The 14,778-nt window shown below is 64.2% G+C and carries 13 protein-coding genes; 7 read left to right on the forward strand and 6 right to left on the reverse strand.

Going from position 1 to position 14,778, the window contains the following annotated elements:
* Window positions 1-60: 60 nt before the first annotated feature.
* The 3 genes from GKC70_RS23265 to GKC70_RS23275 all read right to left on the reverse strand — a co-directional run bounded on the left by GKC70_RS23265 (window position 61) and on the right by GKC70_RS23275 (window position 2,755).
* The gene (locus GKC70_RS23265) at window positions 61-1,143 is read right to left on the reverse strand and encodes a 5-(carboxyamino)imidazole ribonucleotide synthase (RefSeq protein WP_342650051.1); all 1,083 of its coding nucleotides are present in this window, start codon (window positions 1,141-1,143) and stop codon (window positions 61-63) included.
* A 10-nt stretch (window positions 1,144-1,153) separates the two neighbouring features.
* Entirely contained in the window at window positions 1,154-1,645 is a 492-nt protein-coding gene (gene purE, locus GKC70_RS23270; RefSeq protein ID WP_029612250.1) for a 5-(carboxyamino)imidazole ribonucleotide mutase, read from the reverse strand.
* Window positions 1,646-1,813: 168 nt separating this feature from the next.
* The gene (locus tag GKC70_RS23275) at window positions 1,814-2,755 is read right to left on the reverse strand and encodes a LysR substrate-binding domain-containing protein (RefSeq protein WP_029612249.1); all 942 of its coding nucleotides are present in this window, start codon (window positions 2,753-2,755) and stop codon (window positions 1,814-1,816) included.
* A gap of 181 nt (window positions 2,756-2,936) precedes the next feature.
* On the opposite strand from GKC70_RS23275, the gene aspA reads away from it, so the two are divergent.
* The 4 genes from aspA (at window position 2,937) to GKC70_RS23295 (ending at window position 7,836) form a co-directional block, all read left to right on the forward strand.
* Entirely contained in the window at window positions 2,937-4,361 is a 1,425-nt protein-coding gene (gene aspA / locus GKC70_RS23280; RefSeq protein ID WP_039582414.1) for an aspartate ammonia-lyase, read from the forward strand.
* 180 nt (window positions 4,362-4,541) lie between these two features.
* Entirely contained in the window at window positions 4,542-5,534 is a 993-nt protein-coding gene (locus GKC70_RS23285; protein WP_295483287.1) for an AraC family transcriptional regulator, read from the forward strand.
* 155 nt (window positions 5,535-5,689) lie between these two features.
* Complete coding sequence (locus GKC70_RS23290) at window positions 5,690-6,730, forward strand: histone deacetylase family protein (protein WP_342650052.1); 1,041 nt, start codon at window positions 5,690-5,692, stop codon at window positions 6,728-6,730.
* 2 nt (window positions 6,731-6,732) lie between these two features.
* A complete protein-coding gene (locus GKC70_RS23295) occupies window positions 6,733-7,836 on the forward strand; it encodes a polyamine ABC transporter substrate-binding protein (RefSeq protein ID WP_029612243.1) in 1,104 nt (367 codons plus the stop codon).
* A 19-nt stretch (window positions 7,837-7,855) separates the two neighbouring features.
* Here GKC70_RS23295 and GKC70_RS23300 read toward each other — a convergent pair whose 3' ends face one another.
* On the reverse strand, window positions 7,856-9,382 hold the full coding sequence (locus GKC70_RS23300; protein ID WP_342650053.1) for a PLP-dependent aminotransferase family protein: 1,527 nt from the start codon (window positions 9,380-9,382) through the stop codon (window positions 7,856-7,858).
* Window positions 9,383-9,473: 91 nt separating this feature from the next.
* Between GKC70_RS23300 and GKC70_RS23305 the strand changes: the two genes are divergently transcribed.
* The 3 genes from GKC70_RS23305 to GKC70_RS23315 are packed head-to-tail and all read left to right on the forward strand — an operon-like array spanning window position 9,474 to window position 11,263.
* Entirely contained in the window at window positions 9,474-10,103 is a 630-nt protein-coding gene (locus GKC70_RS23305; protein ID WP_342650054.1) for an FMN-binding negative transcriptional regulator, read from the forward strand.
* A gap of 12 nt (window positions 10,104-10,115) precedes the next feature.
* Window positions 10,116-10,562 (forward strand): GNAT family N-acetyltransferase, encoded by a 447-nt coding sequence (locus tag GKC70_RS23310; RefSeq protein WP_342650055.1) that lies wholly within the window; start codon window positions 10,116-10,118, stop codon window positions 10,560-10,562.
* A 5-nt stretch (window positions 10,563-10,567) separates the two neighbouring features.
* Window positions 10,568-11,263 carry a GNAT family protein gene (locus GKC70_RS23315; RefSeq protein WP_342650056.1) on the forward strand — a complete coding sequence of 232 codons (696 nt, stop codon included), beginning with the start codon at window positions 10,568-10,570 and terminating at the stop codon, window positions 11,261-11,263.
* Between the two features lie 132 nt (window positions 11,264-11,395).
* Here the strand turns inward: GKC70_RS23315 and oadA are convergent, their stop codons facing one another.
* A complete protein-coding gene (gene oadA, locus GKC70_RS23320; RefSeq protein ID WP_342650057.1) occupies window positions 11,396-13,204 on the reverse strand; it encodes a sodium-extruding oxaloacetate decarboxylase subunit alpha in 1,809 nt (602 codons plus the stop codon).
* A gap of 97 nt (window positions 13,205-13,301) precedes the next feature.
* The gene (locus GKC70_RS23325; protein WP_039582399.1) at window positions 13,302-14,717 is read right to left on the reverse strand and encodes an acetyl-CoA carboxylase biotin carboxylase subunit; all 1,416 of its coding nucleotides are present in this window, start codon (window positions 14,715-14,717) and stop codon (window positions 13,302-13,304) included.
* Window positions 14,718-14,778: the final 61 nt, after the last annotated feature.

A 14,778-nucleotide genomic window follows, 5' to 3' on the forward strand; every position in this document is an offset into this window, starting at 1 on the left:
AGCCCGTGCAGCGCTTTGGCGTGTTGCCATTTCAGAGGGCGAGCGCCCGGCGAAGTTCGATCAGCCGCCGATCAGTTGCTCGACTTCGGCGATCTTCGCCTGGAGGGTAGCCATGTCCTTGCAGCGCAACGTGGCGTGGCCGACTTTACGACCGACCTTGAACGCTTTGCCATAGTGATGCAGGTGGCAATCGTCGACGGCCACCACCTTGTCCACGGCGGGCACCTCGCCGATGAAGTTGAGCATGGCGCTCTCACCGACCTTGGCGGTCGAGCCCAGCGGCAGGCCGGCGACGGCGCGCAGGTGGTTCTCGAACTGGCTGCACTCGGCGCCTTCGATGGTCCAGTGCCCGGAGTTGTGTACCCGCGGCGCGATCTCGTTGGCCTTCAGACCGCCGTCCACCTCGAAGAACTCGAAAGCCATGACCCCGACGTAGTCGAGTTTCTCCAGCACGCGTGCGACGTAGTCTTCGGCCAGGGCCTGCAACGGGTGCGCGACACTGGCCACCGACAGGCGCAGGATGCCGCTGTCGTGGGTGTTGTGCACCAGGGGATAGAAGCGCGTCTCGCCGTCACGGCCCCGCACGGCCACCAGCGAGACTTCGCCGGTGAACGGCACGAATCCTTCCAGCAGGCAGGGCACGCTACCCAACTCGGCGAACGTGCCTGCCACGTCCTGCGCCGTGCGCAGGACTTTCTGGCCCTTGCCGTCGTAGCCCAGGGTGCGAGTCTTGAGCACGGCCGGCAGGCCGATGCTGGCCACGGCGGCGTCGAGGTCGGCCTGCGAGAGGATGTCGGCGAAGGCCGGGGTGGGAATACCCAGGTCGCGGAACAGGCTCTTCTCAAACAGGCGATCGCGCGCGATGCGCAGCGCCTCGGCGCTCGGGTAGACCGGCACGAACTGCGAGAGGAAGGCGACGGTTTCGGCCGGGACGCTTTCGAACTCGAAGGTGACCAGATCGACTTCGTCGGCCAACTGACGCAGGTGGTCCTGGTCTCCGTAGTCGGCGCGCAGGTGTTCGCCCAGCGGTGCTGCGCAGGCATCCGGCGCCGGGTCGAGGAAAGCGAAGTTCATGCCCAGCGGCGTACCCGCCAGAGCCAGCATGCGGCCCAGTTGGCCGCCACCGATTACACCGATCTTCATATCGTCAGCCTCAAGCCTGGCGTGGGTCCGGGTTGTCCAGAACGGTGTCGGTCTGCTCGGTGCGGAACTGCTTGAGCGCCGCATGGTACTGCGGGTACTTGGCGCCCAGGATACTTGCCGACAGCAGCGCCGCGTTGATCGCGCCGGCCTTGCCAATGGCCAGGGTAGCGACCGGCACACCGGCCGGCATCTGCACGATCGATAGCAGCGAATCGACACCCGACAGCATCGACGACTGGACCGGCACGCCGAGCACCGGCAGGTGGGTCTTCGCGGCGCACATGCCGGGCAGGTGCGCAGCACCGCCAGCGCCAGCGATGATCACCTCGATGCCGCGGCCTTCGGCCTGTTCGGCGTACTGGAACAGCAGGTCGGGGGTGCGGTGGGCGGACACCACCTTCACCTCGTAGGGAATGCCGAGTTTTTCCAGCATATCGGCGGTGTGGCTAAGGGTGGACCAATCGGACTTGGAGCCCATGATCACGCCAACCAGTGCACTCATCGTCGAGCCTCTTCGCTTGTGCGCCCGGGGGCGCCGTCAAAAAACAACAAGCCACGCGGGACGGCGTGGCTTGTTTGCTGTTCATGACCGGATCTAACCGGTCCAGGGGCCGCGCAGTATACCGTAACCCAGCGCCGCACAGGCACCCCTGCCGACCATCTGTCGGCCTTATTTTTCGGGGGTTGCGCTGACTTTCGAGTCAACTGCTACGCCCTGTGCGACACCTTCGAGCTTGCGCCACAGCAACCGCACATTGGCCTTGCGCACCAGCGCGCAGCGGTACAGGCGAATCTCCAGCGGCACATGCCACTGGCTGGGGCCGCAGATCACCAGTTCCCCGCGCTCCAGCTCGCCGCGCATCGACAGGCGCGGCACCCATGCGATGCCCATGCCTTCGAGCGCCATGCTCTTGAGGCTGTCGGCCATCGCCGTCTCGTACACCGTGGTGTAGCGCAGGTTGCGCTGGCGCAGCAGCAGGCTCACCGAACGCCCGAGAAACGCACCGGCACTGTAGGCCAGCAGCGGCACGCTGGCCTCGCCTTCCAGGTCGAACAGCGGCTTGCCATCAGCCCCTACCGCACACACCGGCAGCATCTCGGTGGTGCCCATGTGCAGGGACGGAAAGATCTCCGCATCCATCTGCAAGGCGGCATCCGGGTCATAGAACGCCAGCATCAGGTCGCAACCGCCTTCGCGCAGGGCGTGCACGGCGTCGCCGACGTTGGTGGCCACCAGCCGGGTGGCGATGTTCAGCCCGTCGTTGCGCAACTGCGCCACCCAACGCGGGAAGAAGCCGGAAGCCAGGGAATGCGCGGCGGCCACCTGGATGACCTCGCCCTGCCCGCCCTCCAAATGGTGCAAGTGGCGGAGAACTTCGCTCAACTGGTCGACAACGGTTCGAGCGGTGACCAGAAAAAGCTGTCCGGCCTCGGTCAGCTCGATGGGCGTGCGCGAGCGGTTCACCAGGGTCAGCCCGAGCGCAGCTTCCAGGCTGCGGATGCGGCGGCTGAAGGCCGGCTGGGTGACGAAACGGCGCTCTGCCGCCTGGGAGAAGCTACGCGTCGAGGCCAGGGCACTGAAGTCTTCCAGCCACTTGCTTTCAAGGTTCATCGAGAAGCTCCGCAGGCGTGCACCAAAATGGGACACGCTCGATTGTCAATCGGCGTCACATCAAACCGTATGCCGTTTGTGCATAGGTTAGCGTGCATCAGCATTGGCCGCAAAACCCGTCGATCCCTAGGATTGGCGGCATTCCGGCTAGTGCCGGGGCCAACCCGAGATGATATCCGTCATGTCCTCCGCTGCATCGTTCCGTGTCGAAAAAGACCTGCTTGGTACCCTTGAAGTCCCTGCCGATGCCTACTACGGCATCCAGACCCTGCGCGCTGCCAACAACTTCCACCTCTCCGGCGTTCCGCTGTCGCACTACCCGAAGCTGGTCGTGGCCCTGGCCATGGTCAAGCAGGCCGCTGCCGACGCCAACCGTGAGCTGGGCCACCTGAGCGATGCCAAGCACGCTGCCATCAGCGCAGCCTGCGCCCGCCTGATCAAAGGCGATTATCACGAGCAGTTCGTGGTCGACATGATCCAGGGCGGTGCAGGCACCTCCACCAACATGAACGCCAACGAGGTCATCGCCAACGTTGCGCTGGAGGCCATGGGCCACCAGAAGGGTGAATATCAGTACCTACACCCGAACAACGACGTGAACATGGCGCAGTCGACCAACGATGCCTACCCGACCGCCATCCGCCTGGGCCTGCTGCTGGGTCACGACGCCCTGCTGGCCAGCCTCGACAGCCTGATCCAGGCCTTCGCGGCCAAGGGCAAGGAATTCGACCACGTCCTGAAGATGGGCCGCACCCAGCTGCAAGACGCCGTGCCGATGACCCTCGGCCAGGAATTCCACGCCTTCGCCACCACCATGACCGAAGACCTCAACCGTCTGCGTTCGCTGGCGCCTGAGCTGCTCACCGAAATCAACCTGGGCGGCACCGCCATCGGCACCGGCATCAACGCCGACCCGGGCTATCAGGCCCTGGCCGTGCAGCGCCTGGCCACCATCAGCGGCCAGCCGCTGGTACCGGCGGCCGACCTGATCGAAGCCACCTCCGACATGGGCGCCTTCGTGCTGTTCTCCGGCATGCTCAAGCGCACCGCGGTCAAGCTGTCGAAGATCTGCAACGACCTGCGCCTGCTGTCCAGCGGCCCGCGCACCGGCATCAACGAAATCAACCTGCCGGCGCGCCAGCCGGGCAGCTCGATCATGCCGGGCAAGGTCAACCCAGTGATCCCCGAAGCGGTCAACCAGGTGGCCTTCGCCATCATGGGCAACGACCTGGCCCTGACCGTCGCGGCCGAAGGCGGCCAGTTGCAGCTCAACGTGATGGAGCCGCTGATCGCCTACAAGATCTTCGACTCGATCCGCCTGCTGCAGCGCGCCATGGACATGCTGCGCGAGCACTGCATCGTCGGCATCACTGCCAACGAACAACGCTGCCGCGAACTGGTCGAGCACTCCATCGGCCTGGTCACCGCGCTGAACCCGTACATCGGCTACGAGAACGCCACCCGTATCGCCCGCGTCGCCCTCGAAACCGGGCGTGGCGTGCTGGAACTGGTTCGCGAGGAGAAGCTGCTGGACGACGCCATGCTCGATGACATCCTGCGTCCGGAAAACATGATCGCTCCCCGTCTGGTTCCGCTCAAAGCGTAACCCGATCGCTGCAACCGTCTCACCAGGTCGAGGGACTAGACACCTCTCAACCTTTCCAGGGCCCGAGCGCACAGCGCCGGGCCCTTTTTTTATCCATGCTTCGCACCTCCACCGCCCCGTCGGCGCCCTGCGGCACACAACTTGCTCGCCAATAGCCCTCACCGCACCGGGATGCCGAGCATGCTGCACAGTCACCTCACGACCCTCAACGCCGTTTCGCTGATCCTCAACCTGTTCCAGGAAGAGGGCTGCAACGCTACGCAACTGCTCGATGGCAGCGGCATAGGCCCGGCGGACCTGGGGCATCCCGACGCGCGCATCACCACCCAGCAGGAGCTGCAGGTCTGCGCAAACGCCGTGGCGCGACGCGCGGAAATCGGCCTGGAACTGGGCCGGCGCATGCATGTGTCCTGCTATGGCATGCTCGGTTACGCGCTGCTCTCCAGTGCCACTTTGGGTGACGCCCTGCGTCTGGCACTGCGCTTTCCGGCACTGCTGGGAACAATCTTCCAACTGCGCCTGGTCGACGACGGCCAGCGCGTCTGGCTCAGCGCCAGCGATTATCGCGAGCCGCCAGCCCTGGCAGCGTTCAACGCCGAATTCTGCATGGTGTCGCTCAAGGTCATCTGCGATGACCTGCTCGGCCGGCCACTGCCCCTGCTGGCCGCCCGCTTCGAACACGCGCGCCCGGCCTATCATCCGCTCTATGCCGGTGCATTCCAGTGCCCCCTGGAATTCCGCGCGCAAGACAACGCCGTCGCCTTCGAACGGCGCTGGCTCGACATGCCCTTGCCACTCGCCGACCCCATTACCCATAAGGCCATGGCCGAACGGTGCCGCCGCCTGAACCTGGAGTTCACCGGACGCCAGGCCTGGCTCGGGCGCATCCGCCAGTTGCTGCTCAAGCAACTCGACGCGGCGCCTGGGCTAGAGGGTCTGGCGCAGCAGATGAACTGCTCCTCGCGTACCCTGCGCCGCCACTTGCAGGCGCTGGGCAGCAGTTACCAGCAGTTGCTCGACGAACTGCGTTTCGAGCGCGCCAAACAGCTGTTGGCCGAGGATCACATGCCCATCTACCGCATCGCCGAGACCCTCGGTTTCAGCGAGACGGCCAGCTTCCGGCATGCCTTCCAGCGTTGGAGCGGCGTGGCACCCAGTCATTTTCGCGGCTGATCCAAACCGCTGGACGCGGCCTGAATGATCCCCCACCGCCCCGATCCGGCCATCGACAGTGGCCACATCGATCCCCTTTTGGCCGTTTGCGACGTTCACCCCCTCTGGCTTGGCCACCACAATGAATTCACGCCAGTCCCTGCGGAGAACAACAAATGCTGACGATCTATTCCGACGATCACCGCCTGCACCACGGCCGCTGCGAGCTGATCGACGGCAAGCTGATGCCATGCTTCGAGATGCCATCACGCGCCGATCATGTACTCGACCGCGTCAAGCAGCGCGAATTGGGTCCGATCCAGGCGCCCACCGACTTCGGCCGTGAACCCCTGCTGCGCGTCCACAGCGCCGCCTACCTGGACTTCTTCGAAGGTGCCTGGGCCCGCTGGGCGGCGATGAACCAGGAGGGCGACCTGCTGCCCTTCACCTGGCCGGCACGCACCTTGCGCCCCATCAAGCCACGCGGCCTGCATGGCGAACTGGGCTACTACAGCTTCGACGGCGGCGCGCCCATCACCGCCGGCACCTGGCAGGCCGCCTACAGCGCAGCCCAAGTGGCTCTGACGGCTCAGGCCGCCATCCACCACGGCGCTCACTCGGCCTTCGCCCTGTGCCGTCCGCCAGGGCACCATGCCGCCGCCGAGGTGATGGGCGGCTACTGCTACCTGAACAACGCCGCCATCGCTGCCCAGGCCTTCCTCGATCAGGGCAAGGGCAAGGTCGCCATCCTCGATGTGGACTACCACCACGGCAACGGCACCCAAGACATCTTCTATGCCCGCAACGACGTATTCTTCGCCTCGATCCACGGCGATCCGACCGATGAATTCCCGTTCTTCCTGGGCTATGCCGACGAAACCGGCGAAGGCGCCGGCGAGGGCTGCAACGTCAACTATCCCTTGCCAGCGGGCAGCGACTGGACGGCCTGGAGCGCGGCACTGGAAGACGCCTGCCAGCGCATCGCCGCTTTCGACGCCGAGGTCATCGTGGTGTCGCTGGGCGTGGACACCTTCAAGGACGACCCGATTTCCCAGTTCAAGCTGGACAGCCCGGACTACCTGGCCATGGGCGAGCGCATCGCTCGGCTCGGCAAGCCGACGCTGTTCGTGATGGAAGGTGGCTACGCCGTCGAGGAAATCGGTATCAACGCGGTCAACGTGCTGGAAGGCTTCCAGCGCGTCCAGACAGGAGCCTGATCATGCGTCCATTCAAGCGTCTGCTTGCCCCACTCATCGCTGTCGGCCTGCTGGCCGGCGGTGCTGCGGCCCATGCCGAACAGCGCACCCTGCGCGTGTACAACTGGTTCGACTACATCACGCCGCAGACCCTGGTGGACTTCCAGAAGGATGCCCAGGTCAAGCTGATCTACGACATTTTCGACACCAACGAAGCACTGGAAGCCAAGCTGCTGACCGGCAACTCCGGGTATGACGTGGTGGTGCCGTCCAATGTGTTCCTCGCCAAGCAGATCGAAGCCGGGGTGTTCCAGCCGCTGGACCGCAGCAAGCTGCCGAACTGGCAGCACCTGGACCCGGCGCTGATGAAGCTGATCGAGGCCAACGATCCCGGCAACCGCTTCGCGGTCCCTTACATGTACGGCACCATCCTGATCGGCTTCAACCCAGCCAAGGTCAAGGCTGCGCTCGGCGACAACGCGCCTGTGGACAGCTGGGACCTGATCTTCAAGGAAGAAAACATCGCCAAGCTCAAGCAATGCGGCGTGGCGTTGCTCGATTCCCCCTCGGAGATCCTGCCGCTGGCGCTGCAGTACCTGGGCCTGCCGCCCAACAGCGATAATCCGGCCGATTACAAGAAGGCCGAGGCGCTGCTGCTGAAGATTCGTCCTTACGTCACCTACTTCCACTCGTCCAAGTACATGGCCGACATCGCTAATGGCGATATCTGCGTGGCCGTGGGTTACTCCGGCAGCTTCTCCCAGGCGGCCAACCGCGCTCGCGAAGCCAAGAACGGTGTGGTGGTGGACATGCGCCTGCCCAAGGAAGGCGCGCCAATCTGGTTCGACATGCTGGCGATTCCGAAGAACGCGGCAAACCCGGAAGATGCCCACACCTTCATCAATTACCTGCTGCGGCCTGAGGTGATCGCGCCGATCAGCGACTTCGTCGGTTACCCGAACCCGAACAAGGACGCTACCGACAAGGTCAGCCCGGACATTCGCAACAACCCGAACCTGTACCCAACGGCCGAGGCGATGACCAAGCTGTACACCCTCAAGCCGCTGAGCCGAGAGGCAGAGCGGGCACGCACCCGCGCCTGGACGCGGATCAAGTCGGGAACCTGAGTCGTACCTCTGCCGGTGGCTAGCGCCAGGCCTTGCGTAACCGCAGCAAGGCCTCGGCGATCTCCGGCTCGGGAACCGCGGCGAAACCCAGCACCAGACCCGCGCACTTATCCACAGGTGCTTCGCCGTTCTCAAGCCAGTACGGGCTAAGCGCCTGCACTTCCACCCCCACCGCCTCGGCCTGCGCCACCAGTTGCGTTTCCCGGGCAACGTTATCCACATCCACCTTCACATGCAGGCCTGCCGCCACTTCCGGCATGGTGCCCAACCCCGAAACATCCTTGGGCCAGCCCGCCTTGAGCACGTCGCGACGGGCCAGGGCCGCCCGGCGCATGCGTCGAATGTGACGCTGAAAGTGTCCCTGAGCCATGAATTGCGCCATCACACATTGAGTACCGACCTCGGAGTGTCGCACTGCCAGCGCGCGTGCCTGGCTGAACGGCTCGACCAGTCGCGGCGGCAGTACCAGGTAGCCCAAACGCATGGCCGGAAAAGCGATCTTGCCGAAAGTGCCGACGTAGATCACCCGCTGCTGCCTGTCCAGCGCCGCCAGCGGGGCCAACGGCGCGCCGCTGTAGCGGTACTCACCGTCGTAGTCGTCCTCGACGATCCAACCGTCGTGGCGCTCGGCCCAGGCCAGCAACGCCAGGCGCCGCGCCAGGCTCAGGGTGACGCCGGTCGGGTACTGGTGCGCGGGCGTCACATAGACCAATCGACAATCAGGCCAATCCGCCAGCCGCTCGCATTCCAGCCCCTGCTCGTCCACCGGCACGCCGCGCAACGAAGCACCGGCCAGGGCGAACGCATGCCGAGCCGCTCGATAGCCTGGGTTTTCCACAGCCACCTCATCGCCCGGCTGCAACAGCAGCTGTGCACAAAGGCTGATGGCCTGCTGCGCACCACTGGTGATCACAATTTGTTCAGCGGTGCACGACAGCCCGCGCGAGCGACGCATGTAGGCGGCGATCAGTTCGCGCAGCAGTGGCTCGCCCGCCGGATCACCATAGCCGAGCACAGCGGGATCGGGATTTCGCCAGAAACCCGCCTGTAGCTTGGCCCAGACCTCGAACGGAAACAGATCGACTGCCGGCATGCCCAGTCGAAATGCCCGCGGTGCATCGGTTCGGGGCAGTGAAAGATGATGGCTGGCAAGGCGCTCGAGCGGCGCACTGGAACGCGTCGAGCTGGATAAATGCTCAGTACCAGAAGACGAAAATGTGGATAAACCTGTTGATAACCCCTGGGATAACCTTGTTGATAACTGTGTGGACAGTTTTTCCAGCCGACTCACATACGTGCCATCGCCGACTCGGCTTTCAATGAAGCCTTCGGCATACAGCTGATCGTAGGCACGCACCACGCTGTTACGCGACAGCGCCAGCATCGACGCCAGGTCACGGGTGGCCGGCAGGCGCGTACCACTGCTCAGGCGGCCATCCAGCACCCTTGCGCGCAGCGCCTGATACAGCTGCTGGCTGAGTCCGCGGCGCCGGTCCAAAACGATTCCGGCTGGGTCGAAAGACGATACGAGTGCGCGCTCAGTCATGAAATTGGACCTATGAAAATAGACTTCAATGGCTCTTACAGCAGACCAATAGCCTGCCTAGGATGGTCCCCATCGAACAAGGACTTTCATCATGCACATCGCCAAACCCTTCCAGGATCACGACCTTCAGCGTCTGCACCAGCACATGCAGAGCGCCCGCCTCGCCACCTTGATCAGCTACGGTGACCACGGCCTGCTGGCCACTCACCTGCCGGTACTGCTGGACACCGATGAGGGCGAGTTCGGCACGGTCTACGGCCACCTGGCGCGAGCCAATCGCCAGTGGCAGGACCTGCAGCGCGGCGGCGAGGCGCTGCTGGTGTTTGCAGGTGCGGATGCCTACGTCAGCCCCAGCTATTACCCGAGCAAGCACGACGATCCCAAGGTGGTGCCGACCTGGAACTACGTCGCGGTGCATGCCTACGGTGCGGTCGATGTCATGCACGACGCCGAGTCGCTGCTGCAGATCGTCAGCCGCCTGACCGACCTGCACGAGCAGGGCCGCAGCGAGCCCTGGGCGGTGGCCGATGCGCCAGCCGACTACATCGACGGCATGCTGCGCGCCATCGTCGGTATCCGTCTGCCGATCGCCCGCCTACAGGGCGCGCGCAAGCTCAGCCAGAACCGCAGCGCGGCGGACATCCAGGGCGTTCACGCTGGCTTGGCCGACAGCCGCGACCCACTCGACCAATCACTTGCCGCGCAGATGCGCTCGCTCTAAAGGAGAATGCCCATGTCCACCGTCACGCTGCGGCCTGTCCGCGCCGAAGATCACGCCGCCTGGCTGCCGCTGTGGCAGGCCTACCTGCGCTTCTACGAAACCACCCTGGCCGAGGAGGTCAGCGCCAACAGCTGGCAGCGGCTGCTCGACCCCAGCGAACCCACCTATTCGACACTGGCCTGGGTCGATGGCAAGGCGGTGGGCATGGTCAACTTCATCTACCATCGTTCCAACTGGAGCATCGAGAACGCCTGCTACTTGCAGGATCTGTACGTCGACCCACAGCAGCGCGGCCTGGGCATCGGTCGTCAGTTGATCGAGCATGTCTGTGCCACGGCCAAGGCCGCCGGCTGCATCAAGGTGCACTGGCTGACCCACGAAACCAACGCCACAGCCATCGGCCTGTATCAACAGGTGGCCGAACGGCCAGGCTTCATCCAATTCCGCAAAGGGTTGTAAGCGCCATGACTGACGCACTGAACTGGACACCTGCCAGCACTCCCAATGAAGCGCCCGTGGAGGGGCGCTTCATCCGCCTGGAAAAACTCGACCCGGCGCGCCACGGCGACGACCTCTGGGAAGTCCTGCAAGGTCCGGACGCCGACCCGGCCCTGTGGGACTATCTGCCCTATGGCCCCTTCACCGAGCGCGCCGCCTTCGAGCACTGGCTGCACGGCCATGCCGCCAGTGCAGACCCGCTGTTCTACAGCGTGATCGACAAAAACAGCGATCAGGCCCAAGGCCTGCTCAGCTACATGTCGATCGTGCCCGACCACGGTCGCTTCGAACTCGGCCACATCGCCTTCGGCGCCGCCATGCAGCGCACGCCCAAGGGCACCGAAGCGGTGTACCTGCTGGGCAAACTTGGATTCGAACTGGGCAATCGCCGGCTGGAATGGAAGTGCAACGACGCCAACGCCCGCTCCAAGCGCGCCGCGCAGCGCTTCGGTTTCGTCTTCGAGGGGGTGTTCCGGCAACACATGGTGGTGAAGGGCCGTAACCGCGATACGGCGTGGTATGCGATCACCGACGGGCAATGGCCGCAGGTGGCGGCCGGTTTCGAGCGCTGGTTGGCGGCCGAGAACCAGCGGCCGGAAGGTCAGGTGCGAACGCTGGAAGACTGCCGACGGGCAAGCGACGGCGCTGGCAGCGCTACCTGATCCGGCTTGCGCGCCTGACCAGACCCATCTGCAAATCACTTCCTACGCCTCCATCTGCACTAAAACGCACCGCAAAAAAAGGGGAGCCTTCGCTCCCCATGAGGTAACCGCTTCACCCTCGAGGGCTGCGTATCAGCCCTCGATTTCGATCAGGATCTCACCCGGCGTGACCCGGTCGCCTTTGGCGACATGGATGGCCACGACCTTACCGGCGATGGCCGCCTGCACTTCGGTCTCCATCTTCATGGCCTCGGTGATCAGCACCGCCTGCCCGGCCTTGACCGCATCGCCCTCCTTGACCAGCACATCGACGATGTTGCCCGGCATGGTGGTGCTGACATGGCCCGGCGCGCTGGCCTGCTTGCGCTTGCTGCTACCGCCGCTGACGAAGTCGTTGAGCGGTTCGAACACCACTTCTTCCGGCATGCCATCGATCGACAGGTAGAAATGGCGCTTGCCTTCGGCCTTGACCCCGACACCGGTGATGTCCACGCGGTAGGTCTCGCCGTGCACGTCGATGACGAACTCGGTCGGCACCCCCTCACCGCCCACCGAGGCGGCGGCGCCGGCTTCGGGAATCGGCAGCAGCACTTCGGGCTTGAGCGTGCCGGCTTGGCGTTCTTCGAGGAACTTGCGGCCGATGTCCGGGAACATGGCGAAGGTCAGCACGTCCTCTTCGCTGTGCGCCAGGCTGCCGATGTCGGCGCGCAGCTTGGCCATTTCCGGCTTGAGCAGGTCGGCCGGACGCACATCGATCACGTCTTCGCTGCCAATCGCCTGGCGCCGCAGTTGCTCATCGACCACACCTGGGGCCTTGCCGTAGCCGCCCTGCAGGTACAGTTTCACTTCGTTGGTGATGGTCTTGTAGCGCTCGCCGGCAAGCACGTTGAAGAACGCCTGAGTGCCAACGATCTGCGAGGTCGGCGTGACCAGTGGCGGGAAGCCGAGGTCTTCGCGCACCCGTGGGATTTCCGCCAGCACCTCGTTCATGCGGTTGAGCGCGCCCTGCTCCTTGAGCTGGTTGGCCAGGTTGGAAATCATCCCGCCCGGTACCTGGTTAACCTGCACGCGGGTGTCCACGGCGGTGAACTCGCTCTCGAACTGGTGGTACTTCTTGCGCACGGCATAGAAGTACAGGCCAATTTCCTGCAACAGTTCCAGATCCAGACCGGTGTCGAACTCGCTGCCCTTGAGCGCTGCGACCATCGATTCGGTGCCGGGATGGCTGGTGCCCCAGGCGAAGCTGGAGATAGCCGTGTCGATGTGATCCGCGCCATTTTCCACGGCCTTGAGCTGACACATGGCGGCCAGGCCGGCGGTGTCGTGGGAGTGGATGAACACCGGCAGCGACTGCTCGGCCTTCAGGGCCTTGACCAGTTCGCCGGTCGCGAACGGGGTCAGCAGGCCGGCCATGTCCTTGATCGCCACCGAGTCGCACCCCATGGCTTCCATCTGCTGGGCCTGCTTCACGAAGGCGTCGATGGTGTGCACCGGGCTGGTGGTGTAGGCGATGGTGCCTTGCGCGTGCTTGCCAGCCGCCTTCACCGCTTCGATGGCCACGCGCAGGTTACGCACGTCGTTCATGGCATCGAAAATACGGAAGACGTCGATGCCGTTGACTGCCGCCTTGGCCACGAATGCCTTGACCACGTCGTCGCTGTAGTGGCGGTAGCCCAGCAGGTTCTGCCCGCGCAGCAGCATCTGCAAGCGCGTGTTGGGCAGGGCTGCGCGCAACTGGCGCAGGCGCTCCCACGGGTCTTCCTTGAGGAAGCGCACACAGGCGTCGAAGGTGGCGCCACCCCAGACTTCCAACGACCAGTAGCCCACTTTGTCGAGCTTGTCGCAGATCGGCAGCATGTCTTCGGTGCGCATGCGCGTGGCCAGCAGAGACTGGTGGGCATCACGCAGGATCGTGTCGGTTACATGGATTTTCTTGGACATTGTTATCTCCTTTTAGCGGCAAGCGTGTAGCGGTAAGCCGCAAGAAAAGCCGATCCGCTTCTACTTGCAGCTTGCCGCTCGCAGCTTGCCACTGCATTCAGATGCCGGCGTGGGCGGCGATGGCGGCGGCGATGGCCAGGGCCAATTCTTCGGGTTTGCGCTTGATCGAGTAGTTGGTCAGTTCAGGGTGGCTTTCGACGAAGCTGGTATTGAACTGGCCGCTACGGAATTCCGGGTTGCGCAAGATTTCCTGGTAGTACGCGGCGGTGGTCTTGACGCCCTGCACGCGCATGTCGTCCAAAGCCCGCAACCCGCGATCCATGGCCTCTTCCCAGGTCAGCGCCCAGACCACCAGCTTCAGGCACATCGAGTCGTAGAACGGCGGAATGGTGTAGCCGGTATAGATCGCCGTATCGGTACGCACGCCCGGGCCGCCGGGGGCGTAATAACGGGTGATCTTGCCGAAGCTGGGCAGGAAGTTGTTCTTCGGGTCTTCGGCATTGATGCGGAACTGCAGCGCAAAGCCGCGGTGCACGATGTCTTCTTGCTTGACCGACAACGGCTCGCCCGAGGCAATGCGGATCTGCTCGCGGACAATGTCGATACCGGTGATTTCCTCGGTGATGGTGTGCTCCACCTGCACCCGCGTGTTCATCTCCATGAAGTACACCTCGCCCTCGGCGAGCAGAAACTCCACGGTGCCAGCGTTCTCGTAATTCACCGCCTTGGCGGCGCGCACCGCCAGGTCGCCGATGTAGGCGCGCTGCTCAGGGGTGAGCTGCGGGCTCGGGGCGATCTCGATGAGCTTCTGGTTGCGGCGCTGGATCGAGCAGTCGCGTTCGAACAGGTGCACCACGTTGCCGAAGCTGTCGCCGAGGATCTGCGCCTCGATGTGCTTGGGATTGACGATGCACTTTTCCAGGAACACCTCGGCCGAGCCGAAGGCCTTGGTCGCCTCGGAAATCACCCGTGGGAAGTTCTGTTCCAGTTCCTCGCGGCTGTTGCAGCGGCGGATACCGCGTCCGCCGCCACCGGAAGTGGCCTTGAGCATCACCGGGTAACCGATGCGGTCGCCTTCGCGCAGGGCCTCGTGGATATCGGCCACGTTGCCTTCGGTGCCAGGCGTGACGGGCACCCCGGCCTGGATCATGGTGCGCCGTGCTTCGGTCTTGTCGCCCATGCGGCGGATGACCTCGGCGGCCGGACCGATGAACTTGATCCCACGCTCGGCGCAGATTTCCGCAAGTTCAGCGTTTTCCGACAGGAAGCCGTAGCCCGGATGCAGGGCGTCGCAACCGGTTTCCACAGCCAGGTTCACCAGCTTGCGCGGGTTCAGGTAACCGGCCAGCGGCTCGGCACCGATGCTGTAGGCCTCGTCGGCGCGCTTGACGTGCAAGGCATGCCGGTCGGCATCGGAAAAGATCGCGACGGAGCGGATGCCCATCTCGGCGCAAGCACGCACGATGCGGACTGCGATTTCACCCCGGTTGGCGATCAGGATTTTTTTTATCACTGGAGTCTTCCCAAAGCCGTTCGAACAGACGATCCGGATACACCGGTCGGCGCGTGACCAG

This window comes from Pseudomonas sp. REB1044 (genome assembly GCF_038813925.1).
Classification (GTDB): Bacteria; Pseudomonadota; Gammaproteobacteria; order Pseudomonadales; family Pseudomonadaceae; genus Aquipseudomonas; species Aquipseudomonas boreofloridensis.